This is a genomic window from Variovorax sp. PDC80 (assembly GCF_900115375.1).
Classification (GTDB): Bacteria; Pseudomonadota; Gammaproteobacteria; order Burkholderiales; family Burkholderiaceae_C; genus Variovorax.
The window spans coordinates 469,369-495,836 of record NZ_FOWG01000006.1 but is presented as its reverse complement, the minus strand read 5'-3'; the positions used below and the strand labels follow the sequence as shown (position 1 = coordinate 495,836).

Sequence of the window (26,468 nt, the reverse complement as noted above, 5' to 3'; positions counted from 1 at the left end):
AATGAAGAGAGAGACAAAGGGAATTCAGAAGGTCATGTGGCGATCGATGATCTCGTCGCTCAGCTGCTCGATGGGACCGCTCTCGACGATGCTTCCCTTCTCGAACATGGCGAAGCCGCTGGCCACGCGGCGCACGAAGTCGATGTTCTGCTCGACCAGCACCATCGTCAGTCCGAGCTCGCGGTTCATGCGCGCGATCGCGGCCTCGATCTCCTGCACCACCGAGGGCTGGATGCCCTCGTTGGGCTCGTCGAGCAGCATCACGCTGGGCTGCGCCGCGAGGGCGCGCGCCAGTGCGAGCTGCTGCTGCTGGCCGCCCGAGAGCACGCCGCCCGGGCGGTCGAGGTTGGCCGCCAGGTACGGGAACAGCTCGAGCGCCAGCGGCGGGATCGCGCGCGGCCCCCGGCCCGAGAAGGCGCCCATCAGGATGTTCTGGCGCACGCTGAAGTCCGGGATGATCTCGCGCCCCTGCGGCACGTAGGCGATGCCGCCGCGCGCGCGCAGGTGCGTGGGCAGCCCGTCGATGCGCAGGCCGTCGAGTTCGATGCGGCCCGTGGCGCGCACCATGCTGCCCATCAGGGTGCGCAGCAGCGTGGTCTTGCCCATGCCGTTGCGACCGAGGATGGCGGTGATCTTCCCCTTCGGGATGGAGAGGCTCACGTCCTGCAGCGCGTGGCTGCGGCCGTAGTAGCTGTCGACGTTGGCGAGTGTCAGCATGGCGTTCCGATCGCGTGGGAGATTCCGTGGGAGCCCAGGTAGGCCTGCCGGACGCGCGCATCGCGCTCGATCTCGGCGACGCTGCCCTCGGCCAGCACGCGGCCCAGGTGCAGCACGGTGATGCGCTCGGCGATGTCGCGCACGAAGGCCATGTCGTGCTCCACCACCAGGATGGTGTGGCGCCCGCGCAGGCTCTTGAGGATCTGCGCGGTCTTGCGCGTCTCGCCGGCGGTCATGCCGGCCGTGGGTTCGTCGAGCAGGATCACCTTCGGCTGCTGCGCGATCAAGAGGCCCAGCTCCAGCCACTGCGTCTGGCCGTGGCTCAAGTCGCCGGCCTGTTGCTGCTGCACCTCCTCGAGGCCGGCCAGCGCCAGGATCTCGTCGACGCGGCGGTCGGTCTCGCGCCCGAAGCCCCAGCGCAGGTTGCGCAGGATCGAGGGCTCGCGGCTCGCCGCCACGCACAGGTTGTGGCGCACCGTGAGCTCGCGGAACACGCTCGGGATCTGGAACTTGCGGCCGATGCCCGCGCGCGCGATCCGGTATTCGGGCCAGTTCGTGAGGTCGCGCCCGTGCAGCGCGACCCGGCCCTCGGTGCTGCGCGTCTTGCCCGAGATCAGGTCCATCAGCGTGGTCTTGCCGGCGCCGTTGGCGCCCAGCAGCACGCGCAGCTCGCCCTCGGCCACGCGCAGCGACACGCCGTCCACCGCCTTGAAGCCGCCGAAGCTCACGCCCAGCGCATGCAGTTCGAGTGCGATGTCGCTCATGGCGCACCTCCGCCAGCACGGCGCTGGCCGATGCGCTCGAGCAGGTCGTGCGCCCAGCCCGCCATGCCCTTGGGCAGGTACAGCACCACCAGCACGAAGGTCAGCCCCACGATCACGCGCCAGGCCTCGACCAGCGACTGGGTCTCGCTCGCCGTGGCCTCGAGCATGTTGATCAGGATCGCGCCGATGCACGCGCCCAGCAGCGAGGCGCGCCCGCCCACCGCGGCCCACACCACCATGGTGATCGAGAAGCTCAGGTCCATGAAGGTGGGCGAGGCGAACTCGGCCACCACCACGTAGAGCATCCCGGCCACCGCGGCGATGCCCGCCGACAGCGCGAAGAAGAAGGTCTGGTAGTGCGCCACGTCGAAGCCCAGGTAGCGCGCGCGCTGCGGATCGCCCGAGGTGGCGCGCAGGATCACGCCGGCGCGCGTGGCGAGCAGCGCGCGCGCGCCGACCAGCACCACGGCGAGCACGCCCGCGACCAGGTAGTAGGTCGACACGCCGTAGGGGTCGAGCTCGTGCCCCGCGATGCGCAGCCAGGCCAGGTCCGACAGCCCGTTGAAGCCGTTGGTGATCGGTTGCGCGTCGACCAGCAGCAGGCGCACCAGCAGCACCAGGGCCAGCGTGACGATCGAGACGAACACGCCCGCGATGCGCTTGCGGAACAGCAGCGCGCCGAGCACGAAGGCCACCAGCGCCGGCAGCACGAGGCCCATGGCGAGGCCGAACCCCTGCGACTGGAACGGCTGCCACAGGAAGGCGCCCGGGTTGATGCAGCACAGGTCGACGGTGGCGCCGGGCTGCGCGTTCGACAGCATGAAGTCCGGCACCGGGTTGGCACCGCCATGCTGCAGGCTGGTGGGGCTGGCCATCTTCAGCGACATGGCCAGCATGTAGGCGCCGAGGCCGAAGAACAGCCCCTGCCCCAGGTTGAGGATGCCGGCATAGCCCCAGCTCATGGCGACGGCGATGCCGAGCATGCCGAACACCAGGTACTTGGCGAGCCGGTTGAGCCAGAAGCCGTCGAGCACCAGCGGTGCCAGCGCGACCAGGGCCAGGAACAGTGCGTAGGCGGCGACGGTCGCGCGCCGGTCCAGAGGAGTGCTCATGCCGCTCACCGCCCCTTGAACGAGATGAGGCCCTGCGGCCGCACCACGATCAGCAGGATCACCAGGCCGAACACCACCGCGCGCGCGAGGATGTCGTTGCTGACCGCCGCCACCACGCCCGTGACCTCGCCGAGGCCGATCGAGGTGACGACCGCGCCGAGCAGGCTGCCGACGCCGCCCGACACCACCACCAGGAAGCTGTCGACCACCAGGGCCGTGCCCATGTCGGGCGAGACGGTCTTGAAGCCCGCCACCAGCACGCCGGTGATGCCGGCCAGGCCGGCGCCGAAGGCGAAGGTCCAGGCGTTGACGCGCTGCACGTCGATGCCGCAGGCCGCGGCCATGCGCGGGTTGCGGATGATGGCGCGCACCTGCATGCCGATGCGCGTGCGGTAGAGCAGCAGCCAGGTCGCGAAGGTCAGCACCACGGTGCAGGCCACGATGAAGGCGCGGTAGGCATTGATCGGCGTGTCGCCGACCATCACCGCGCCCTGCAGCACGGCAGGAATCGGCATGTTCTGCAGCCCCGGTCCCAGCCCTTCGATGTGGATGCCGAAGAAGGCCAGGCCGCCTTCGAGCCGCACCGCCTGCTGCACCAGGATCGCCACGCCCCAGGTGGCGAGCAGCGTGTCGCCGAGGCGGCCGTAGAGGCGCCGCACCACGCAGCGTTCGATCAGGAGGCCCAGCGCGGCCGCGACCACGAAGGCGATCGGGATCGCGGCGAACAGCCCGAGCCCGAGCCAGATCTGCGCCAGCACCGCGGCATAGGCACCGACCATGATCATCTCGCCGTGCGCCATGTTCACCACGCCCATCGCGCCGTAGATGATGACCAGGCCGAGCGCGGCCAGCAGAAGAATCGAGCCCATGCTGAGCCCGATCAGGAGTACGTCCAACATCGGAAGTCTTTCTCTCGAGGGTGAATGCGGGCACGGCACATGCCGCCGCGCCCGCGGCCGGCTCTTCAGGCCTTGACCGGCGCGGCGCCGTTGCGCTTGCAGATCAGGTTGGCGTCGGTCTCGCCGTAGGCGAAGTACGGCAGCGGCCGCACCGGCTGCGGACTCGCGTCGACCACCTTGCTCTGGCCGTCGGCCTGCCACTGGCCGATGCGCGGCGTGACCCACGCATGCAGGCTCTCGGGATCGATGCGCACCCTGCCGCCGGGCGCGTCGTAGCTCTGGCCGCCGATGTGGGCGCGGATGGCATCGGCCGTGGTGGCCTTGCCGGCCTCCACCGCCTGCTTCCAGAGGAAGACCTGGAAGTACGCGGCTTCGAGCGAGTGGTAGGTCACGGCCTTGGGGTCGTTGACGAACTTGCGGTAGCGCTCGATGAAGGACTTGTTGGCCGGCGTGTCGATCGACATGAAGTACGGCACCGAGGTGTAGCTGCCGGCCGCGTACTCGCCGCCCATGGCCGCGATCTCGATCTCGCTGATCACTGTGGCGCAGATCGGCACCGCGGCCTGCGACATGCCCTGGTTCTTGTACTCGCGGTAGAAGGCCACGAGCGAGTCGCCCACCACGTGCGAGAGCACCACGTCGGCGCCCGACTCCTTGATCTTGCGCACCACCGAGGCCCATTCCGAATGGCCGAGTTCGAGGTATTCGTCGGCCACCCACTTGGCGCCCGACTGCTCGATCAGCTTCTTGCTGACCTTCGACATCTCGCGCGGATAGACGTAGTTGGAGCCGACGATGAAGAACTTCTTCTTGCCGAGCTTCTCGACGATCCACGGCACGTAGTTGGCCAGCTGCTGGTTGGCGACCGCGCCGCTGTAGACCACGTTCTTCGAGCACTCGAAGCCTTCGTAGTGCGTCTGATAGAACAGCATCGCGTTGCGGCGCTCGAACACCGGCAGCACCGCCTTGCGGCTGGCCGAGGTGTGGCAGCCGAACACGGTCTCGATGCGGTCGCGCGTGATCAGCTTCGAGGCCTTCTCGTTGAAGGTCTTCGGGTCGGAGGCGCCGTCCTCGAGCACCACCTCGACCTGGCGGCCCATCACGCCGCCCGCGGCGTTGATCTCGGCCACGGCCATGCGCACGCCGTTGGCGAGCATCTTCTCGACGATCGACAGACCGCCGGTCTGCGAATAGAGCGCGCCGACCTTGATGGTGTCGGCCGCGTAGGCGCTGCGCATCAGCGCGGGCGACGCGAGGGCGGCCGCGGAAGCAGCCGAGGAAACGAGGAAGTGGCGACGGTTGGTTGTCAACATGATGGGACCTCAGGACGTGACGCAGCGACCATGCGCTGACGAATGGTTGAAGAGCTCGATGGGTGGAACCAGCCGACAGCACTGTCGGGCGCAGGCGAAAAAAAACCCACAACGCGGTGGGGACCGCGGCGTGGGCTTCATTGCCAGGTGGACCGGAGAACACACATGGTTCCCGATGCCGGCTGCATCGGCGCCTGACGAATCAAGGGGATGCAGCCACCGAGCCGGAGGACCGACTCGATGCAGTCATGCTAGCGAGTTAAGGCGACGGGTGCAACAGGGTTTCCATGTTGATGATCGAACTCGCGATCTGTTCCATCGACAGCCGCTTGGCCATCGCCTGCGCGCGGATCGCCTGGTAGGCCTCGCCCTCGCTGATGCCCTTGGAGGCCATGAGGATCGTCTTCGCGCGGCTCATGGCCTGGTCGCTCGTGATCTTGCGGCGCAGCTTGCGGTTCTCCTTGAGCATCGCCTGGCGTTCGGCCCACAGGCTGCGCGCGGTCACCAGGTGCGCGAGCAGGCCGAAGGGCTTGATCGGCTTCTGCACCACCGCGAAGGCCGCGCTCTCGAGCACCAGTTGCAGGGTGGTCGGGTCCTCGTAGTTGACGATCGCGATCACCGTCGGCTCGGGCCGCGGCATCGACTTGAGCAGGGCCTCGGTGGCCTGGCGCGACTCGCCCTCCACCAGCAGGAACAGCACGTCGACATTGGGCGGCACGGTGGCCGGCATGGGCCAGGCCATGCTGACCATGCAGCCCACGCGGCGCAGGTGGCTGACGAGGGCGTCGCCCTCCTCGTCCGGCGGATGGACGACGACGATCTTGAGCTCGGGCAGTTCGCGCAGCAGCGAAATGGTCATGGCGCCTCCGCTTCCCTCAGGCCGGCCGTCCCGCGAGCGGATCGAACCGGTTCTCGTACATGTAGGGATCGGGCTTCACGCGCAGGCCCGGATCGTCCACCACCTGGAACACCCCCTGCGCATCGACGCGCGCCACGCGCGGCCAGAGGTAAGTGTGGTGGTTCTCCTGGTCGATGCGCACCCGGCCCTGCGGCGCGTCGAACTCGTGCTCGTGCAGGTGCGGCAGCATCGCCTCGAGCCGGTCGCTGCCCGCGCGCTCCAGCGTCTGCGCATAGAGCATGACCTGGAAGTAGGCCGACTCCGCGCAGGCCGTGATCGGCAGGCCGGTGCCGAAGCGCTTGCGCCAGGCCGCGACGAACCGGAGGTTGGCCGGCGTCTGCAGGGTCGAGAAATAAGGTGCCGCCGTGATGCTGCCCGCGGCCGCGCGCGCCGACATCTGCGCAATCTCGGCCTCCTGCGTCGACTGGCTCGCGATCGGATGCGTCTGCTGGTCGAAGCCCGCCTCGCCGTAGGCCTCGTAGAAGCGCGCGATGCCGTCGCCGACCACGGTCGAGTAGACGACGTCGGGCTGCGCGGCCTCGATGCGCCGGATCACCTTCGGCATGTCGATGTCGGCCACGCGCAGCGGCACGTACATCTCGTCGAGCACCTCGCCGCCGGCCTGGCGGAACAGGTCCGCGATGATCCGGTTGGACTCGTAAGGGTAGACGTAGTCCGAGCCGATCAGGAACAGCCGCTTGCCGAAATGGCTCGTGAGGTAGCGCACCAGCTGCACCGAGTTCTGGTTCGGCGCCGCGCCCGTGTAGACGCAGTTCGGCGAGTACTCGAAGCCCTCGTAGAGCGTGGGATAGAACAGCAGCGCGCGATGCGCCTCGACCACCGGCAGCACCGCCTTGCGCGTGCTCGACATGTAGCAGCCGAAGATCACGGCCACGCCCGCCTGGTCGCACAGCTGCTTGGCCAGCTCGCGGTAGCGCGGCGGCCGCGAGGCTGGGTCGAGCACCACCGGTTCGATCGGCCGCCCGAGCACCCCGCCACTCGCGTTGACCTCTTCGATAGCGAGCAGGGTCGCGGCCTGCTGCGTGCGCTCGACGGCCGCGGTCACGCCCGTCGATGAGAAAAGCACCCCGACTCGCCAGGGGGTTTGTGATTTGGATCCGGTCACGTCTGGACTCCCAATGAAAAAAGCCCCCAGCAGCCTTCAAGGCCGCTGGGAGCTTCACTGCTCCATGTCAATGTCGAGGCCTTGCGGCGTCGTCCGCGCTACTGTAGCAGTCCCACGGCTCTGGCAGGCAAGTCTTTTGGGAAGCCCCGGACCTCAGTGGGAGGCCGAGCGGCCGTTGGCGTTCTCCATCGGCACCACCCGCCGCACGATCCAGCGGAAGGCCGGCCCGGTCAGCAGGGTCGACAGCACGGCGAGCGTGACCAGCGCCGCGAAGGCATGTTCCGACAGCAGGCCCTTGTCGCGCAGGATCGTCGCGGCCACGATCTCCATCAGCCCCTTGCATTGCAGCAGCGTGCCCACCGCGAGCGCCTCGCGCCGCGACAGCCACTTGGCGGGCGAGCACGCCAGCACCGCCACCAGCTTGGCCGCCACCGCCAGCACCAGCAGCGTGGCCGAGGCCTGCAGCGAGGCCCAGCCCAGCACGCTGCCGTCGATCTTGAGCCCGCTGTGGCCGAAGAACACGGGTGCCAGGCCGATCAGCGCGAACTGGCCGAGCCGCTCCACCGGCAGCCGCCGCGACCAGGCCGCCGGCACGATCGCGCCCGCGAAGTAGGCGCCGAGCAGTTCATGCAGGCCCAGTTGCGAGCTCGACCACGCGCCGGCCGCGAGGAACAGCGGCATCGCGAGCCAGATCGCCCAGGCCGGCGGCTCGCGCGTCGCCTTGCGCGCGACGGCGGCAATGCCCGCCAGCGTCGCGGCCAGCGCGATCGCGGCGGCCGGCTTGACCCAGGAGCCCGCGAGCAGCGCCTGCCCTTCGGCCGCCAGCAGCAGCAGCGCCAGACCGATCCAGAGCACCGCGTCGTCGAGCACCGCGATGCGCAGCGCGATGCGCGTCAGTGGCCGGTGCAACGGCCCGAGTTCGCGCACGATGCCGATCAGCACCGGCAGCGCGCTGACCGCGAGGCACAGGCCGATCGCCAGCGCGCCCCACCACTGCCCGCCATGCGGCGCGCTCCAGCCCGGCAGGTGGTTGAACCAGAGCTTGGCGGCCAGCGTGCCCACCGCGAACGGCAGCAGCAGCGCCATCACCGCGCTGGCGACGAAGCGCAGCGTCTCGCCGGGCCGCGCCGGCGGCAGGTCGGCCGCGCCCGGCAGATGCACCGTCTGCCGCGTTTCGAGTCCCGCGGTGAAGGCCAGCAGCAGCACGCCGATCCAGCCGATGAAGTCACCGCCCGCCGACGGAACGCCCGCGGCCTTGGGCAGCACGCCAGTGGCCGCGAGCAGCAGGCCGATGATGATCGGCAGCACCGCGATCGGCACCGAACGGCCGAGGGCGCGCCAGATGGCCCAGGACAGGCCCATGAAGAGGATCAGGTCGGCGAAGGTCGATAGCAGGCTGGGGAGCATGGGGTGGATGCTACCGTGGGCTTCGCCCGCGGCGCGGCGGGCGTCAGTGCATGCTGTTGCAGCATGTGAGCGCGTGGCGCAGCGCGGTGTCCACGCCGCGCAGCGACAGCCGGTAGCGCGACGCCACCTCCTGCCGGCTCATCTCGTCGATGCGCAGCGCGACCAGCACCGCGCGGTGGCGGCGCGGCAGGCTCTGGATAGCGCGGTCCACCGCCAGCACGTCGGAGCGTGCCTCGGCGATCAGCTCCGGCCCCGGCGCGGGATCGGGCAAGCCGTCGATCCCGGCTTCGGCATCGCTGGTGTATTGCGCGGCCCGGTTGCGGCGCAGCTGGTCCATCGCGAGGTTGCAGGCGACGCGGTAGACATAGGCCTCGGGGTTGCGCACCGCTTCGTGCGTGGCGTCGCCCAGGCGCACCCAGGCATCGTGCAGGCAGTCGCTGGCCAGGTCGGCGTCGCCCAGATGCCGCAGCAGGCGCTGATGCAGCCGGCCGTAGTTCGCCACCAGCACGTCGCGCAGCGCCGGCGTCCCGCGATCCGCATCCGCGGCCGTCGCCTCGACATCCTCCACCGCGGAGGCTTCGAAACAGAACCAGGCATTCATGTCCAACATGGAGACCTCCGTATCGACCCGCACCGCGCGGAAGGCGGGTGCTTCTGGTGGCGGTTCGCGCAGGCGCGGAACCGCGATGCATCGCGCTCATGAAACTCGGGCACGGCCCTGCCCGCGCAGCGCTCGCCGAAGGCGTTGGCGCTGCGCGGACATGGCCCGCGGCCGCTACTTGCCCTGGCGCAGATCGCGCCGCTCGGCCTCGGTCAGCTTCGACATCACGGCCGGGTCGACCGCATCGCCGTGCGCGGCGATCTGCACGAAGCTGCGGGTCTGGTAGGGAACCTGGGCATTGCGACCTTGCACCTCGCCGCGGTTCGTCGCCGGCGCCGGCGCGCTTCGATCGCTGCCTTCCGCGGGCTCGTTGCCGAAGCCCAGCACGCGCACCGTGAAGACCGAGGGCAAGGCCTTCCTCGCCTCGGCGCGGTCGCGCTGCATCGCGTCCTGCGCCGCGGCCGCCGCCGAGCTCGCGGCCGCGCTGGCGTTGGAAAACGCGCTCACGTTCACCGCCGCCACCACCGGCAGCCCGCTCGACTTGCCCTGCACCTGGATGTTCTCGGCGTTCACCACGCGCAGCGCGGCGATGTTGACGTTGCCCGAGACGCGGATGCCGGCCTCGCCCGCGTCGATGGTGCCCAGCGGCGCGATCAGGTCGATGTCGCCGGGCGGCACCTCGGGCAGCGGCGCGAGCGTGGCGATGCCCGCGCCCGTGCTGGGCACCTCGGGCGAGATCTTCATGTTGCCCACGCTGTCGTACACCTGCCGCGGCGGCGTGAAGACCACGGTGGTCTTCGAGCCGCGGCCGGCATTGATGTCGCCCTCGGCCGACCAGGCCAGGATGTCGCCGCCGAAGGTGGTCATGACGCGGCTCTGGCCCAGCAGGATGCTGCCGAGCGCATAGAGCTCGATGCTGCCCTGGCCGCGCGTGATCAGGCCGGCGGTCGAGGGCGGTGCCGCGCCTTCGATGCCATAGGTCTGGGCGCCGCCCGGGGTCAGCACCTGGATGTCACCGCCGAGGTTGGTGTGGATGCCCGAGCCGCCGTACATCAGGAGGTTGCCCTGGTAGGCAACGTCCTGGCCGTCTGTACTGCGATGCGGGAACATGGCGGCGATGGCATTGCGCCCACGCAGGTAGCTGCCGAAGCGCGGACCATCGGTCTCGTTGTACTCGCGCCCACCCTCGCGCAGTTCGGCGAAGTAGATCTGGCGCGCGAAGATGCGTTGCTGCTCGGGTGCCAGTGCATTGAAGTAGGCGAGGGCTTCTTCCGAAGATCCCTTGAAGCCATAGCGCTCGGACAGCCAGGCGGCCAGCTCGGCACCGTAGGTCTTGACGACCTTGTCGCCCTGGTCCGCCAGCGGCGTGCCCGCCGTTGCGAGGTTGGCGGGGTCCAGGTACTTCTTCAGCAGACCCGTGTAGTTGGCGCCCTGGGCCCCGAGCCCGGCTTGCACGACGATGCCGGCGCCGGGGCGCGTGTCGCTCGCGACCACGGGGCCGATGCTCGTGATGTTGGACAGGTCGTCCTGGATCAGGTTGCGGCCCGCGGAGATCTCGAGGGTGCCGGGGCCGGCGACCTCGAAGTTCGCATAGAGGATGTCGCGGCCGGCCTGGATTACCGAGACGTCGTTCTGGTGGGTATGCACGATCAGATTGCCGTGCGCCTGGGCCCTGGAGGCGGAATTCGCCACCTCGCCGATCTCGAGCGGCGCGTCGTTGCTGCGCATGCCTGCATACACGATGTCCCGCCCGGCCTTCACGGCGACCGGCCCGGCGGCGACGTAGTCGATCTGGCCCGCGCGGGGGCCATCGGTGGCATGGAAGGTCACCACCGTGCCGGTTCGCAGCCCGATGATGTCGCCGCTGACCGCATAGAAGCGCGAAGGCGCAAAGGGGCTGTCCGAGACGCTGACGTTGGTGCTCACGCTGTTGACGTCGAATGCGAACAGAGGAAAAAGCTTGAGGCCCAATGACGGCGCGAGATCGGAGGCATTGGTGACCAGCCTCAAGCCTGTGCCGTTGAAACCCGCAAAGCCCGGGTGTTCGATCGTTGCCGTGGCCGAGGCGTCCGCACCGGACGAACTGATGGCATAGCCGCCGCCATACAGCGAGCCGCCCGCGAGCAGCTCGATGCGGCGCTCGCCCAGCGGGGCCAGCAGCAGGCCGGTATTCCATCGCGCCGCGTCGGCCGAACCGATGACGATGGCATTGGCAGCCGAAGGTCCATAGTAGATGCTTCCCATGTTCGCGACGGCACGTACAGTGCCCGGCAGCAGGTACCAGCCGCCATTGCTGGCGTAGTCCCAAGAGGTCCCGGCAAATTTGGCGGCCGTTTCGCTGGCGCGGGTGTCGAGCGCCAGATTGCCACCTGCGGTCGACAGGTCGAGAGCCGTCCTGTCGGTCCACAGGCTGAACCAGCTCTTTCCGCTCGGTCCGTCCTTGGATTCAGGGGTGAAGGCAAATCCGTTGGGCGTCGGTACCAGGCCGGGGTTTCCCGTGCCGCCCAGCACCAGATCTCCCCGGCTCGAGATGCTGGCGCCGGCATCGCCCTGCATCAGCATCAATCCGCCCGTGGCTCGCGCGATGCTCGCTTCATAGGGACTCGATGCGCGAACCTCCTTCGGATCCTGCACAGCGCCATAGAACAGCTCCACGGTGCCGATCCGGCCGGCCGACATGGAAATGCTGCCGCGCAGGTTGACGAGGCCGCCATACAACTCCTGCGTCTGCGCGACGCCGGAACCGTTGGTGCCGCTCAGCCGACCGTCGATGCTGCCGTTCCAGCCGCCGCCGACCCGAAGGTCCAGGTCTCCGCCGCCGGTCAGGGCGAGGCTTCCGTCCGCCAGCACCCGACCGGTGCTGCCCACGGCGAGCATCACGCCCTGGCTGCGTGCCATGGCGTTCACGTTCGCGCCATTCGTCGAGCGCATGGTGATGACCCCCGCGTTGCCACCGACGCGGATGTTGGCGTCGCCGCCACCCAGGGTGCCCAGCCCGGTGAAGCCGGTGACGGCGGGCCAGTACAGCAGCCTGCCGTCGCCGCCGGTCTGTTCGTTGTTGCTGTAGGTGCCGAAGTTGATCCACCAGGCCGTCGGCACGTCGCTCACCCCCGCCGTATTGCCCGTGCCCTGGCGCCACAGCCAGTTGCCGACGCTGGCGCTGGCCGAGGCCAACTCCCCACTGGCGCTCCATGAATCGCCGGTCAGATCGCCGCCGACATTGACCCACAGGTTGCCCCCGCCGTCCGGATACCAGGCCTTGTAGAGGCTGTCCGTGCCGCTGACCAGCTTCTCGTACGCAGGCGTCTTGTCGCCTGCAGCATTCCACAGCACGGAGGTGCCATTGGCCTGCAGGCCGCGCGCCAGGTTGTAGTTGGCATCGAGCGCGGCGCTGCCCAGGCTCTTCTGCGTGCCGGCTGTGTACACGCCGTAGGGCGACTGCATCGAGAAGTTGCCGCCGGCGGCCAGGTCCAGGTCTCCCGTGCCGGTGCGCAGCACGCTGAAGACGGGCGCCTTGGGCGTGACGGCCACCACCACTTCGCCGGCGGGGCCACCGACCGCCACGCACTGCCCGGGTTCCTCCGCGCAAATGCTGTAGCCCGGGTCATCGGCCCAGTCGTCGACCGGAACGCCCGGCGTGCCGCCGTACATGTTGCCCTCTTGCCATACCCAGGAGACCCGCACGCACTGCCCCGCCTCCTCGCCGCAGATGCTGTAGCTCGGGTCATCGGCCCAATCGGGTGCCGCCGTGCCCGGTTCGCCGCCGTAGATGTTGCCGGGCGCCCAGTACCAGACGCCACCGCGCCGCAACTCGGTCTGCTTGAACACGGTGTAGTGCGTGTCGGCAAGCAGGATGCTGCCCGCGTCGAGCCGCGTCAGGCGGTTGTCCGCCGCCTGCAGGTCGGCGCCCGCCACGAGCCGCAGGCTCCACGACTGCGAACCTTCCGGCAGCATCTGCGCCAGCGCCCAGTTCTGGGCTTGACGTCCGCTCGAATCCGCGGGACGCAGATTGACCGACAGCGCCCCGTCGGGCAGCGCCACGTTGGTGCCCGCGGCGATCAACGCGCCCACCGGCAGGATCAGGCTGCCCGACTGCGTCATCGCGACCGGCAGCTTCGCGCCCTTGGGCCAGGTCAGGCGCGCCAGCGTCACGGCCACCGGCAGGCGTGCGCCGGCCAGCAGTTGGGCGCCTGCCGGCAACGCCAACCCGCCGGTGCCCACCATCCGGCCCGCGGGCAGCAGCACGCTGCCGTCGGCCGCGCGCACATCGGCCGCGAGCACCGTGCCGAAGGGCAGCATCAGCTCGCGGTCCAGCGTGATCGCGCCCGGCAGCACGGTGCCCGCGGGCAGGGTGACGTCCTTCACCGTGATCGCGTAGTTCAGCGTCTTGCCCGCGGGGTAGACCGTGCCCTCGGCCAGAGTCACGCCCGGCACCGGCACCACCACGTCGCCGCCGAAGGCCTGCACGCCCGGCGTCAGGATCCAGCCGCCGTCGTCCGGCGTCTCGGGCGGCGGCGCGAAGCCGTCGTTGATGCTGCCGTAGATCGACAGGTCGCCACCGGCGCGCAGGGTCAGCATGCCGACCTCGCCCGAGCCGTACACGCTCGTGCGTTGCGTGTTCGGGTTCAGGCTCGCGTAGCGCAGGCCCGAGAGGTCCAGGTCGCCCCGCACGACCAGGTCGCCGTCGGGCGTGGCGCTCACGATCTCGATCGCTGGCCGCAGATGGAAGGCGTCGCGATAGGTCGCGTTGTTCAGGCCTGCCAGCTTCGAATTCAGCAGGTTGCCGTTGCGCAGTGCACCGTCGACGAACAGCGTGGCCTCGTCGCCCTTGCCATTCAGATACACCTGATCGATCACCTGGTAGGGCCGACCGCTCGCGGCCGCGTCGGTGCCGAAGGGCGCGTCGCTGTAGCGCTGCTTGCCGTACACGGCGATCGAGCGCGCGCCCTGGATGTTCACGTTGCCGCGCGCATCGATGGCGATGTCGCCGAAGGTGGCCGCGTCGGCGTCCGTCGTGCTGCCGGTGCTGCCGATGCGCGGCGCGTACAGGTCCAGCGTGCCGCGGTTCCTGCCGTCGCCGCCGCTCGAGCCGGTGCCATGGCGCAGGTCGATGCGCGCGCCCTCGCCCAGCACCAGCGTGCCGCTGCCGGCATCGAGCTCCACCATCGCGCGATTGGGGCTGTCGATGATCTTGCCGTGGCTGTCCACGCGCAGCACCGTGCCATGCGCGTCGAGCACGGCGCTGCCCGCCAGCGCGAGGCCCTTGGCGGCCGCGAGCCGGATGCTGCCGACCTGCTCGCCGCTCGCGTCGATCGTGCCGACCACGTCGAGCCGGCCGTTGTCCACCGACACGTTGATCTGGCGGGCCTTGAGTTCGTTGCCGATGCGCAGGTCGCCCTGCTTGAGCTGGAAGCTGCGCTCGCCGAAGAAGCCGCCGTCGTTGAGCCGCGTGTTGAGGGCCGCGAACTCGTCGCTGAGCGCGCCGCCGCCGCCCAGGTGCTGGGCGCGGATGTCCACGCCACCCGCGCGGTAGGGCACCAGGGTGCCGCCCGCGTCGTAGTGGCCGCTCGCGCCGGCGCGCAGCGTGCCGCGCAGGTCCACGCGGCCCGCCTGCTCTTCGAGCGCGATGGCGCTCAGCAGGCCCGCGTTGTTGTTCCGCGCCGAGAGGTCGATGGTCGAACCCGCCGCCTGCGTGATGTTGCCCGCGGTGCTGCGCAGCGTCAGATCGCCGCCCCACGAGTAGCGGCGAACGTCGAACAACGCGATTTCGCGCCCGGCCAGGTCGAGCCAGGCCGCATCGCCCAGCACGATGTCGCCCTCGGCCGTGATGCCGAGCTTGCCGCTGGGCAGCGCCACCGTGGTGTCGACACGGACCGTGGCGCCCGTGAGGCTCAGTTCCGCGCCGGTCTGCACGCCGGCTTCGAGGCTTGTGGCCGACGCATCGGCACGGCCGCTCGCGGGTGCGAGCACCTGCAGCGAGCCGCCCGCTGCGATGCGGTTGATCGAGCCTCCGGCACCCGTGATGAGCGGGGCCGTGAGGGTCAGGTTGCCGCCTTCGTAGCGCGGTCCGTCGGTACCTGCACCGGCACCAGTGACTTGCGACTGGTACACCGACAACGAGCCCTTCTGGTTGGCGGCGATGCGCTGCGTCGCGTTCAGCTGCACGTCGGCAAAGCCCAGGATGGTGCGGCCGAAGTCGTCGACGCCATTGGGTTGCGATGTCGGGTCGTAGCCGAACTCGATCGTGTCGGCGTTGATCGCGAGCTTGCCGCTGCCCGTGCCCCGGCCACCGGTGACCGGCGCCGGGGCAGCGCCCGCGAGACCGGCCCAGGTGAGCTTGGCGGTGGTGATGCGGGCCATGTCGCCGGCACCGCCCTGGCCATAGATGGCCGGCGTGGAGAGCACCAGGTTGCTCAGCGAGGACCTGCCCGTGCCTGCATTGGTGGTGTCCAGGCTCACGTTGCCGAAGAAGTTCACCGACTCGGCGGCAGTCAGCACCAGCCGCTCGAGCGCGGGCGCGCCGTAGGCAGTGTCGCCGCGGAGCAGTCGGTCGAGCAGATCCTGGTTCAGGCTGAGACCGGCGGTCAGCGCGCCACGCGCCGCGGCGGCCGCGAGGTCTTCGCTGCTGCCGGCATTGACCGTGCCGACGGCCAGCACCAGGTTGCGCGTGCCGTAGCGCACGCGGTCGCTCATGTCGAAGCTCGAGCGCGTGGCGGCCAGCAGCGTGCCTTCGGAATAGAGCTCGGTCGTGCCCTGGCAGAGGACCACGCTGCCGCACGCGCCGATGGCGATCGGTCCCGCGCCTATCGGAAGCGAGGGGTCGTCCTGCTGCAGCGGCGCCAGCATGTTGAGCCATCCATTGGAGGCGGCCACCACGGACACCGCGCCAGGGCGGTAGACATAGCCGTTGGTCGAGTCGTAGGGCGCCTTGCCCATGCCGATGGTGTTGATGCCCGCGCCGGCTTCGATGGTGATGCCGCCGCTGGTGCTGGCCGCGACCAGGAACACCTCGGGGGCCTTGAGGATCGCGCCCTCGCGCAGCACGATGCGGCCGGTCTCTCCCGCAACGTCGATGTAGTTGCTGAGGTTCGTGCCGTTGTTCTGCGTGCCATAGACCGACTGCAGGTTGCCGCCTATCGTCAGCCGGGCCGCACCGATGGCATTGAGATCGCGGGCATGGAGCGACAGGCCGTCGAAATCGGGCGTGGCGCGCGCACTGTCGGCCAGGATCTCGAGGGCGCCGTCCCCGACGTTCGCGCCAGTCGCGACCAGGTTGGCCGTACCGCGGTAGCCGTTCTTGCCGGCATCGAAGTTTGCCTTCGCGTTGAAGCTGAAGCGGCTGTCCGGCGACGAGGGCAGCCGGAACTCCAGGTTCCTGGCATCCGATGGCAGCGCGGCGCGCGCGGTGTTCGCCAATGCCGCCTGCTGCAGCACGAAGTCGGCGTAGCTGGTCTCGTTGTACTGCGAGTAGCTGCGCAGCACGTCGGCCGATGTCAGGACGAGCTGGCTCGACAGGCTGTCCGCCAGACCCGTGTTGGCGGTGCCCACGATGGCGGCCATGGTGTAGGAGCCGTTGCGCATCGGCGTGGCGCGGCTGGGCGTGCGTCCCGTGGCGGGGCCGTTGATCTCGACGCGGAAGGCACCGGGCAGCAGCGCATAGTTCGACGGCAGCAGGGTGTAGGTTCCTGCCGGCAGGCCGGGAATGTCGTTGGCACCGATCGTGACCTGCTGGCCGATGCGCGGATCGACCGCGCCACCGCGATCGGCCGGCGCATAGGCCGAGGCATAGCCGGGCACGATCGCATAGACCGGGTTGCTGTCGAGGCCGGGCAGCACGAAACCATTGCGGCCCACCTGCATCAGCGGATTCATCCGCGCGTCGGTGGAACCGCCGCGCCCCGAGACGAAGCCCGCGCCGCGCAAGTCGCCGCCGCCCGACAGGTCGAGCACCGCGCCCTCCTCCGCCGCGATGCTCTGGCCCGACACCAGAATGGAGCCGGCGCCGCCCACACCGGACAGCTTCACATGGCTGCCGAGGTGGTCGTAGTTCACCCCGTCGGACGTACCGCCATAGGGCATCACGAGGCCCGCCGCGGAAATCGACGTGAGACTGCCCGGCGCGAAGCGCACCGAGGCGGTCGACCCTAGCGTTCTCGAGCCATCCGTTCCCAGTGTGATCGAGCCCAGGGGCGCGCGCAGGACACCGTCTTGTTCGACGTGGGCCGCGCTGAACAACAGGGAGCCGAAGACCGAAGAGGGCAGTTGCGGGTCGGCCGCGTTGGTGTCGTAACGCTCGACGACCAGGCGGCGGTCCGGCTTGAACGCCGTGGCGCTGGCCCGGCCCGCGAGCACGCGCGCCGAGACACCGCTGGCGGGGTAGACCTGCGCCGCGCGCAGCGTGAGGTCGCCGGTGGTGCTGATCTCGGCGCCGTAGGCCCCATCGCTCAGCATGCGCGTGCCCTCCACGAAACGCAGATCGCCCTCGCTGATCAGATTCACCCGGTCGAAACCCGCGCGATCGACCTGCGTGGCGCCCACCGCATCGTTCGCACCGAAGGTCACGACACCCTTGACGTCGACCAGCTTGCCCTGGGCGTTCAGCACGGCCGAGGAACTCAGCGTGCTCACGCCGCCCTGGTAGGACGGACGCAGGTAGCCCTCGCCGGATGCACCGTTGTCGGTGATGCCCGCCAGCAGGACGTAGGGTGCCGAGAGCGACACGCTGTGGATCGGATCCATGCCGGCCGCGACCGCCAGCGCGCCCGCGTAGATGCGCAGTTCCTTGTCCATGGCGAGGTTCAGGTCCCCGCCGAAGCTGACCAGGCCGTTGCTGTACAGGCTCAGCGATGAGAAGCCGCCGTCCTGCACCTGATTCACGGCCAGCGCTGCGTGGCCATGCTTCAGGCCCTGCGCATCCGAGGCGCCCGCCGGGCGGTTCTGGACCAGGGTCAGGTCGCGCACCGCCAGCAGCGCGGCGTCCGGAGCAACCTCATTGGCGTTCCGGTAGTTGGGCGCTTCAAGGGCCACCACGAGGCTGCCGCCGGCGGCACCGGCACCGCCGGCATGCGCGCGCAGGCTTCCGTCCAGATACAGGCCGCTGCTCGAGGCGATCTGGATGCGCCCCCCGTCGCTCGCGACGGTCTTCACGCCCGCGCCATTCACGTTCAATGGCGCCTGTGCACCGGACGCATCGATCTGCGCGCCTTCGCGAATCACCACGAAGGCATCCGACGCCGTGGCGCGGCTCGTCGATTCCAGCAACTCGCCGCCGATGACGATGCTGCCACCGCGGGGCACCAGGCCGAAGGGTTGCCCCTGGACGTCGTACGCCGTGTGGACTTCGGCCGATGCGTCGAGGGTGGCCTGTTCGCCCACGAGGATGCGGCGCGCGCTCGCCCTGCCGTCGGCGACGATGCCGCCATTCGCGATCTTCGATCCCGCGAGCTCGGTCACCGGCCCGAGCAAACTGATGCTTCCTCCCCGTGCCTGCAACAGGCCCTCGACGATCAGGTCGCCTCGGCTCGACAAGGCGATCGACTGCCCCGGGTCCACGCGAACAGCGGCATCCTTTCCCACGTATAGGTTGCCAGGATCGCCGACTTGCGCTTGCACGTTGCCAACATCTCCACCGATCCGCCCCCCCTCGACACCGGCGGACAGCGAAACGCTCGCGCCGCGGCGCTGCTGTACTTCCCGTGCCGTGGGATCGTCCTGATACAACTCGGGCTGCCAGAGCTGGAGCAGGCCGCCCAGGCCTTCGCTCGCGGGGCGCACTGGTCCGCTCGCACGCAGCACCGGCATCTTGACGTCCAGCGTGACACCGTCCGGCACGATCAGTCCGTTGTAGGCGCGCACGTCGTAGCGGGAAAAGCCGCTGCGGAACAGATCGGTGGAAAGCGTTGTCGTGCCCGCCACGGCGGTGTCCGCAGGCAGCACCGTCCCGGCCGCCAGGCGAGAACCGGGTTGCAACTTCACCGTGAGGTCGAAGGGCGCGCGATCGCCGCTATGGAGTTGCACAGTGCGATCACCAATCGGCACCCCGGTTGGGAACACATTTGCAGGAACAATGTAATTGGTAAATGTATCGGTGAGTTCGGTGCTCCCAAAAATGAACTCGATGATCGACCCGGCCGGAACATGGTCCAGGATCTGGCCCGATGCCGTTACCTCAATGCCTTGCTCGGTTCGGACGACAAACATCCCGTTCAGATTGAAGACATATCTCCTCGACCCTAGCGGGCTCAGTGGGGGTAGCCAATCGGCCTCGACCGTGAACTTCGTGTTGGGTCTGAACCCTGTCGGCCCCACCTTCTCCCCAGGCTTTGCGACCGACACGACGTAGCTGAAGTCGGTCGGCAGCACGCCACCGGCCACCACATTGATCTCGAGGTCGTTCAGCAACACCAAGTCGGCCAGCGCTGCCTCTCCGGCACGCAGCACGCCATCGACAGGTATTACCTTGCCACCGATCGCAATGGCACTCGCCGACTCGATCTCCAGCGTGCCTCCACCGTCTACGCCATAGCCACGAATGTCTCCATCGAGCGTCAGCACCGCCGCCCGGTTGCCCGCGCCGGTGCTCGCGAGCCCGGAGCCCAATTGCACCGAACCACCCTTGCCGCCCTGGATGCGCCCGTCCGGCTGCACCACGGCCCCCGAGGACACGTCGATCAGCGAGCCCTTCTCGAGCGTCACGCTCTCGGTCGAGCGGATGCCGACCAGGCCCCCATCGATGTGCGCAAGGTCCGCCGGCGCGCCGCTGCCCGATCGCAGATCGCCCAGCACACCCGTCGCATCGAGCGTGACGCCCTCGCGCACCCACACGCCGGCTTGCGCGCCCTGCGACACCTCGATGCCGATATCGAGCGGCGTCGCAGCGTCGCGCACCTGCTTCAGCACGTTGCCGATGCGTATCGCTCCGCTGTGGGCCGTGAGGTTCGCGGCCACGTCCACCGAGGGTGCATACAGAACGATCTCTCCGCCATTGCTTACCTGCAACAGGCTTGCAACGGCGATGTTCTTCTTCGCCGCGATCCGCACCGCGCCGAGCGAGGCCGCGGTCAAGGAATCGGCATCGAGCAGCACCATGCCCTGGCGCTCGGCGGTCACGGCATCGGACAACCCCAGCGCGTCGGCGATGCCCGGCACCGGTTCGCCCAGCTTGACGCTGTCGACCACCGGCACGAGCCCGCGGCGGATCACGCCGCTGGCGACATCGAAGATCGGACGGTACTGGCCGACGACCAGTTCGCCGCGCCGCGCCACCGCGTTCTGCGACTGGTTGTAGCCATCCAGGTCCGCCTGCGCCGCCTGGGTCTGTTTCGGTCCCTGGTAGGTCTCTCCGACGATCGAGCCTTCGAGCACGGCGCTGTGGGTGGCCACCACCAGCCGGCCCGCATCGCGCCCGACCGTGTAGCCGTTCTCCAGGCGACGCTGCGGCGCGATCAACGGGTTGTAGAAGTAGTCGGTGGTGTTCTTGCCCCAGCGCGCGTGCTCGTCCTCGAAGCCGCGGTACAGGCCCTTGTAGAGCAGGTCCCCGGGCGCCCTCGATACCTCGTACAGCCGTCCGTCGCTGCCCTTGAGCCAGCTCTGGTTGATGAAGCCGGTCGCCACATCCAGGGTGCCGCCCGACAGATTGATGTTCGAGCCCGCGCGCGTCACCAGGTCGCCGCCCGCCACCGTGACCGTGCCGCCCTGCGCCATCCATTCGCCAATCGAATGGCCGCCGGTCGCGAGGTAGCCGCTGACCTCGAGCAGCCCGCCCTCGGTGTACCAGCGATCGGTCGGATAGCCGTTGGTGCCGGCCGGCACGAACACCAGCTTGCGCCGGTCCACCCACAGGTTCAGGTTGTTGAGGTTCTTGCTGTCGCGGTTGATCGGCGCATCGCGCTGCTCGTTGCCCTGGGCGTTGATCAGGATGTTGTTGCTTTCCATCGAGACCTTGACGCCGACGGCGCCCGAGACGTCCAGCTGGGCATCCTTCGCAATGAGGGTGCGCTTCGGGGCCGCCACCAGGATCTCGCCGCCGGTCGCGAGGCTCAGCGACGAACCCTGGAACTCCACCGTGCTGCCGCTGACGATCTCGATGCGCGAGAGATCGCGGCGGTCCGCGATCGTGCCGAGGTTGTCGAATACGCCCGTGGCGTTGTTGGCCGGCTGGCCATCGATGAGCTTGAGTGCCGCCTCGCGCTGGCTGTCCAGGGCGCTCGCGCTGTTCACGTCCAGCAGGATGGATGTGGTGCTGCCCTCGGCCAGGGTGACCGTGCCGGTCTCGTCGCTCAGGCGCGTCGACAGGTGGATGGTGCCGCGCTTGGCCACCGTCGTGGTGGCGACCAGCACGCCCGCCTGCGTCACCGTGTGGCCGGTCAAGGTGATGTCGCCGGCAGGGGCGGTAATCAAGCCAGTGTTGATGACCGTTCCAGACGCGCTGTCCGCATTGCGCGAAGCCGAGACCTCGTTGCCTGCGGTGGTCGAGCGCTGGTTGCCTTCGGTGCTCACACCCTTGCGGATGGTGAAGCTGTCGCCGGCGGCGAGCACCGTCTGGCCCGAGGGCGTGTGGATCTGTCCGGCGTTGCGCACCTCGGTGCCCAGCAGCATGACGTAGCCGCCGCCCTGGGTGGCCGACTGCGGCGTGTGCGTGGTGATCTGCGCGCCGGCCTGCACCTCGACCTTGCCAGCCGCGTCGGTGAAGGTGGGGGCACTGCCGTTGGCATCGACGTAGATGCCTTTGGTATGGAACTGGTCGTCGGTGATCTTGGCCGCTGCCGCCACCAGGTTGCGTGTGTTGACCTGGCTGGAGCCCGAGAACACCACGCCATTGCGGTTGGCGATCAGCACCGTGCCGTCGGCCTTGATCTGGCCCTGGATCTGCGAAGGCCGCGCCTGCGGGTCGTTGACCTTGTTGAGCACCGCCCAGCTCGGGTCCTGCTTGAAGTCGACCGTGGTATTGCGCCCGACGTTGAAGGTCTCCCAGTTGAGGATCGCCTTGTCGCCAGTCTGCTGGATCGCGACGTTGGTGCGGCCGTCGACCTGCGATTGCACCGGTGCATTGGCGTTGAGCCAGCCTGCGGTGAGGCTGTTGGTGTCGACCTTGAGGCCGCCATCGACCAGACCATCGGGCACCGAGGGATCGTTGCCCGCTGCCAGCCGGGCGGCCGCCTGTGCCGCCTGCTGCGCGGCGATGCCGCGTGCCGCGAGATTGAGGTTGTTGATCGAGCGGCTCAGTTGCTCGTTGGCGCGCTGCTGCTGGGCCTGCGGACTGGTGAGCGTGGAGGCAGGCAGGCCATTGGGCAGGCGGCCTGTCTGCATCGCATTGCCCTGGTTCAGATTCTTCTGTGCCATCCAGCCCGCGCTGAAGGCGCGCTGTGCATGCGCGCTGCCGATGACGCTGCCTGCGGCCAGCACCAGTGCGATCGCTCGCGCCACCGGCACCAGCGCAAAGCCCTGGCTGCCTTCTCCCGTCGAATGTCGATTCCTGCTTGCGCGCCCGTGCGTGTTCATGTGGGTTCTGGTCCAAAAGATCGAGATCGACCGGCCGCGCGACTCCGATTCCTCTCGCGCGGCCGTCCGTGAACGTTGCGGCACAGGCACTCCACGCGAGACGGAGAGCGCCGGCCGATTCTTCTAGACGAGTGCCAATTCGCGAACCCGCAGCGAATCGATGTAAATCTTCTTCTGACGCCGGAGCCCTGCGCGCCCGGCCATGACCCGCGCTCGCTGCCTCAACTCAGCAGCAGGAGCCCCGCGGGCAGCGACCTCGCGCTGAGGTCGAAGCTGCGCTGGATCTGCAGCAGCGCGGTCTCGATGTCCACGATCCGGATGCGGGCCGTGACGGTCTTGTCGCGCACTGCATCGCCGACCAGCACCACGCGCCCCGGCCGGTATCGATTGATCTCGTCGAGCACGGCGGGCAGCGGCGCTTGCGTGAACACCATCTCTCCGCGCCGCCAGGCCAGCGCGCCGTCGACATCGGCGGCGGCGATCTCGCTGATGCTGCGGCTGTCGTACACAGCGAGCTGGCGTCCTTGGAGCTGCCGCTGGCCCGCGGGGTGCTCGATGAGCACCTGTCCCTGCAGGCAGGTGATGCGCGTGCGTCCATCGAGGTATCGCACCTCGAACTCGGCAGCCTGCGCGCTCACGCGCCCCACCCCGGCGGTCATGCGGAAGAACTGCTGCGCGCTGGAGACATCGACCTGTGCCTCGCCCTCCAGCAGCTCCAGTCCCGCAGCCTGCTGCGAATCGCCGGTGCGGCGCAGGCTCGTGCGCGTGTTCATCGCGACGGCCACGCGCTCGTCGATCCGGACCTCGCGTTGCTCGCCCACCGCCGTGCGGTAGTCGGCATCCCATTGCGGGGCCGCTGGCCACAGGCCGAACGGCGAGTAGGCCGCGATCCCCGCGGCGGTGGCACCGCCGATCGCCGTGCCGAGGAATGCGCGCCGGCCGACGCGCGGCCGGTGCAGCGCCTTGCGATGGTATTGGGCCACCGCGGGATTGCTGTTCAGGACACCGCCGACGGCCGACTCCAGCAGGCGCCATTGGTGCGCCGCCTCCTGAAAAGCCGACTGGTGCAGCGGATCGGCATCGCGCCAGCGCTTGAACGCCTCGGCCTCCCATTCGCTGACGCGCCCGGACGTGAGCTTGCGCACCCAGGCCTGCGCGTCCTTGAGCACATCGGGCAGGTTGCTGCAATCGTCGGTGGTGGTCATTGTTTCGTTCTCGCGGCCTTTTCGAGGCACCGGGACGGTCGAACGCGGCATCGATGTTCGCTCCCAACCTATAGACGATTGGCGAAGACCAAACCCGCGAAAAAATCTCGCATCCCTGTCAAGAAACTCTGTTATGGGTCGCGCCGAAGACGCTCGGCGCAGTACTCCTGGGCGGCCTTGAGCTCGCTTTCGACGGTCCGCAGCGAGATGCCGAGGCGCTTGGCCACGTCGCGCTGCGGCCAATGTTCCCAGCGCACCAGGATCAGGATCTCGCGCCGGCGCGCGGGCATTTCATCCACCGCGGCCTTCAGGCGTTCCAGCTCGGAGCGCCCTTCCGCGATGCGCGCCGGACCCGGCGCAGGGTCCGGAATCGCTAGCATGAGTTCCTGCACGTCCTCGGCCGACAGCATGCGGCTCTGGCTGCGCCGGATATCGATCGCGAGGTTGACGCCCATGCGCACCAGGTAGGCTTGCGGATTGGCGATCGGTCCCGCGATCTCGCTGTCGCGATGCAGCCGCAGCCACACCTCGTGCAGCGTGTCGCCCGCCAGCTCGGGGCTGCCCAGGTGGATGGAGAGGCTGTTCTTGATCTGGTTGTAGCACTGCACCAGCGCGCCACGGAGCATCGGAAGAACGCTGTCAGTCACGCGCGCCCTCCGTTTCGCAGGGCATGCCAGCCACGCGGTCCCTGGGCAGGATCACCAGCACCAGCGGCTGGCGAAGGTCCGCGGGCGGCGCGTGCTCCATCCGCAGTCCGCCCAGCGCGCCGAGCAAGGCCGCATCGCGCACGACATTGCCAGTCGAACGGACCAGATGCGGAAACAGCTGCCCCTCGCGATCGAGCTGCAGCCGCAGCAGGGCCCGGTAGTCGCCGGGAACGGTGCGTGGATCGGCGCACAGCGCCTCGAAGACGCGCGCCTGGACCAGGCCGTCGTAGCGGCGATCCAGCGCCGGGGCCTTCGGCATGTCTTCGACCGGGCTCGCCGGGATCCGGCGAAGCACGAAAGCGCCATGGAGTTGCGGATCGGAATCGTCGGCGGCAAGACCGGTTCCTGCCAGCAAGGCCTCGAGCGCCACGCGCGCTGGAAGACGGCCCCTGATGGCCGCCGATGCGCGGCCCGAGACCAGGGCGTCGCTGAACAGCACGGTCTGGTCTGCCGTCACGGCATAGCGCTGCAGCGCCGCGGCAAGCGGCTGGGCAGGGATGTCGAAATCGAGGAGGCGCGATCGGGCCCGCGTGTCCTCGCCGTCGACGGCGGCCGCTGCCAGTGCAGGTAGCGGCGACATCCAGGCTGCAAGGGCGCAAATGGCGGCGCCATGGATCAGGCCCCGGACGACGTGCTGCATGACCGCTCGTGCGCCGACGACGCCCGGTTGAGGGGATGGTGCCAAGCCGCTCCAAGACGCTCATCGAGGAGCGAGAAAACATTGGACTGGGTCAGCACGGCAACGAACACCCCATTAAACCGGTCGATCATCCCTTTCGGAAATGGCATTCATGTGACAGATTTACGACGAAAAGCAATGAGGGCGAAACGAGTGCATCAGCCATCGTTTCGCCCTGCTCCGTCGCGACGGATCAGCCAGTGGCTCCGCAAGGAGCTGCGATCAATCCGTGTCGTCGGCCCATCAAAGTCACTTACGGACGGCCGGGGATGCTGGCGCAGTCGGCGGCGTTGCCGAAGGCCAGGCCGTTGCCGTCGACACCGGTCAGGAAGGCTTCGGCGATGGCGGAGTTCCACGCGGCGGGCAGGTTCACGAAGTTGTGGCTCGTGATGTAGCTGTCATATGTGCCATTGTTGAGGTTCTGCAGAAAGTTCTTGACGGCTGCGCCACGCGTGCCAGAGCCGAAGCCACCGGCGTAGCACTGGCCGACCAGCAGGTTGGTGGTGCCCCAGATCGGATAGGCACCGATCGGGATCGAGTACGCAGGCACCCAGTTGCTCAGGGTCTGGCGGGCAGCGCCCGACGGAGGAGCGGGCAGAGCCGATTGGATGGAGGCGACCGTAGGCCGCAGCCCGTTGATGCGTGCCACTTCGGCATCGCTGTTGCCCGTATACACTGGATCGGGGCTCGAATAGCCGAGGCGGTGATTAGCGGCCACGGCGGACGTCATGCCCGAGCTGTTCGCCACGGGAACCCACACGTCGGGGATGCCGTCGCCGTTGGCATCTTGCGCGGCGGTCAGTGTCGTGATGGCGCTGGCCACCATGGTGCGGAACTTGTTCGACATGGTGAAGGACTTGCCAGCGGGCAGGAACGGACCACAGCTCGCATTCAGAAACCGCGACAGTATCTCGGTCGGGCCGCTGCCCGCACCGTCTTCGAACACCAACTGGATCATGTTGGTGGTACCCGCGGCACCGTCGTCTGCTGCGGTGGTGATTTGGTTCCAGGTCCGTGCGGCGGGACTGAACGAGAAGATTCGGCAGACTTCGGCCGTCGTCAGATTCAGCTTAGAGACGGTAGTGGCGGCCGTGCCGTTGTTTTCTTTGTAGGGCAGCAGCAATGCGGTGGCCATGATGGGAACCTGGATGATCGGGCCCCAGGTCGCGCCGGTTGTGTAAGTAGCAAGGTCCTCACTGGTCAGGGCCGAGTCGCTGCCGGCGTAGTTGAAGGTGCTACCGGTCAGAAAGTTTGCCTTGCCGGTGCCGCTGCTACTCGAGGCATAGGTCCAGGCACCCAGGATCGGACCACCGCCGATGATGGTGTTGTACACCACCGCCGGCAGCGAAGCACCACCACCGATCACGGTCTGTGCCGAAGCGGCGCCGGCCGCCATTGCCACCGCGGCCACCGCAGTCAGCGCCACAAGTTTGAAGTTCACGGATTTCATGTCGTTGCTCCTAAGCAAACAGAAAAATTGAGAGCCAAAGCCGAACGAACAAAACTTCTGGTGCGGTTTGCCAACCACCAGAGCAACTTC

Annotated in this window: 14 protein-coding genes; all 14 read right to left on the bottom strand. The window is 68.6% G+C overall.

What is annotated here, in order from left to right:
- Nucleotides 1-24: 24 nt before the first annotated feature.
- On the bottom strand, nucleotides 25-717 hold the full coding sequence (locus tag BM109_RS20140; protein ID WP_093346052.1) for an ATP-binding cassette domain-containing protein: 693 nt from the start codon (nucleotides 715-717) through the stop codon (nucleotides 25-27).
- Nucleotides 711-1,481 carry an urea ABC transporter ATP-binding protein UrtD gene (urtD, locus tag BM109_RS20135; protein WP_093346050.1) on the bottom strand — a complete coding sequence of 257 codons (771 nt, stop codon included), beginning with the start codon at nucleotides 1,479-1,481 and terminating at the stop codon, nucleotides 711-713. Before urtD ends, BM109_RS20140 begins: the two co-directional genes overlap by 7 nt.
- Complete coding sequence (urtC, locus tag BM109_RS20130; RefSeq protein WP_093346047.1) at nucleotides 1,478-2,593, bottom strand: urea ABC transporter permease subunit UrtC; 1,116 nt, start codon at nucleotides 2,591-2,593, stop codon at nucleotides 1,478-1,480. The genes urtD and urtC overlap by 4 nt, the downstream gene beginning before the upstream one ends.
- A gap of 5 nt (nucleotides 2,594-2,598) precedes the next feature.
- Nucleotides 2,599-3,492: an urea ABC transporter permease subunit UrtB gene (gene urtB, locus BM109_RS20125; protein ID WP_093346045.1), complete on the bottom strand. Its 894-nt coding sequence runs from the start codon at nucleotides 3,490-3,492 to the stop codon at nucleotides 2,599-2,601.
- Between the two features lie 65 nt (nucleotides 3,493-3,557).
- Nucleotides 3,558-4,805, bottom strand: a complete 1,248-nt coding sequence (locus BM109_RS20120) for a transporter substrate-binding domain-containing protein (RefSeq protein WP_218159392.1) — start codon at nucleotides 4,803-4,805, stop codon at nucleotides 3,558-3,560.
- A gap of 259 nt (nucleotides 4,806-5,064) precedes the next feature.
- Nucleotides 5,065-5,664 (bottom strand): ANTAR domain-containing response regulator, encoded by a 600-nt coding sequence (locus BM109_RS20115; RefSeq protein ID WP_093346041.1) that lies wholly within the window; start codon nucleotides 5,662-5,664, stop codon nucleotides 5,065-5,067.
- Between the two features lie 16 nt (nucleotides 5,665-5,680).
- Nucleotides 5,681-6,829, bottom strand: coding sequence for a transporter substrate-binding domain-containing protein (locus BM109_RS20110; protein ID WP_093346037.1), 1,149 nt, complete (start codon nucleotides 6,827-6,829; stop codon nucleotides 5,681-5,683).
- Nucleotides 6,830-6,982: 153 nt separating this feature from the next.
- Complete coding sequence (locus BM109_RS20105; protein ID WP_093346034.1) at nucleotides 6,983-8,236, bottom strand: cation:proton antiporter; 1,254 nt, start codon at nucleotides 8,234-8,236, stop codon at nucleotides 6,983-6,985.
- Nucleotides 8,237-8,279: 43 nt separating this feature from the next.
- Complete coding sequence (locus BM109_RS20100; RefSeq protein WP_093346032.1) at nucleotides 8,280-8,846, bottom strand: RNA polymerase sigma factor; 567 nt, start codon at nucleotides 8,844-8,846, stop codon at nucleotides 8,280-8,282.
- Nucleotides 8,847-9,011: 165 nt separating this feature from the next.
- Nucleotides 9,012-22,337 carry a filamentous hemagglutinin family protein gene (locus BM109_RS20095; protein ID WP_093346029.1) on the bottom strand — a complete coding sequence of 4,442 codons (13,326 nt, stop codon included), beginning with the start codon at nucleotides 22,335-22,337 and terminating at the stop codon, nucleotides 9,012-9,014.
- Nucleotides 22,338-22,558: 221 nt separating this feature from the next.
- Nucleotides 22,559-23,542, bottom strand: coding sequence for a FecR family protein (locus BM109_RS20090; protein ID WP_177239400.1), 984 nt, complete (start codon nucleotides 23,540-23,542; stop codon nucleotides 22,559-22,561).
- Between the two features lie 131 nt (nucleotides 23,543-23,673).
- A complete protein-coding gene (locus BM109_RS20085; RefSeq protein ID WP_256222668.1) occupies nucleotides 23,674-24,168 on the bottom strand; it encodes an RNA polymerase sigma factor in 495 nt (164 codons plus the stop codon).
- Between the two features lie 13 nt (nucleotides 24,169-24,181).
- Entirely contained in the window at nucleotides 24,182-24,889 is a 708-nt protein-coding gene (locus tag BM109_RS20080; protein ID WP_093346021.1) for an STN domain-containing protein, read from the bottom strand.
- A gap of 292 nt (nucleotides 24,890-25,181) precedes the next feature.
- Nucleotides 25,182-26,378, bottom strand: a complete 1,197-nt coding sequence (locus tag BM109_RS20075; RefSeq protein ID WP_093346018.1) for a type 2 periplasmic-binding domain-containing protein — start codon at nucleotides 26,376-26,378, stop codon at nucleotides 25,182-25,184.
- Between the last annotated feature and the right edge of the window lie 90 nt (nucleotides 26,379-26,468).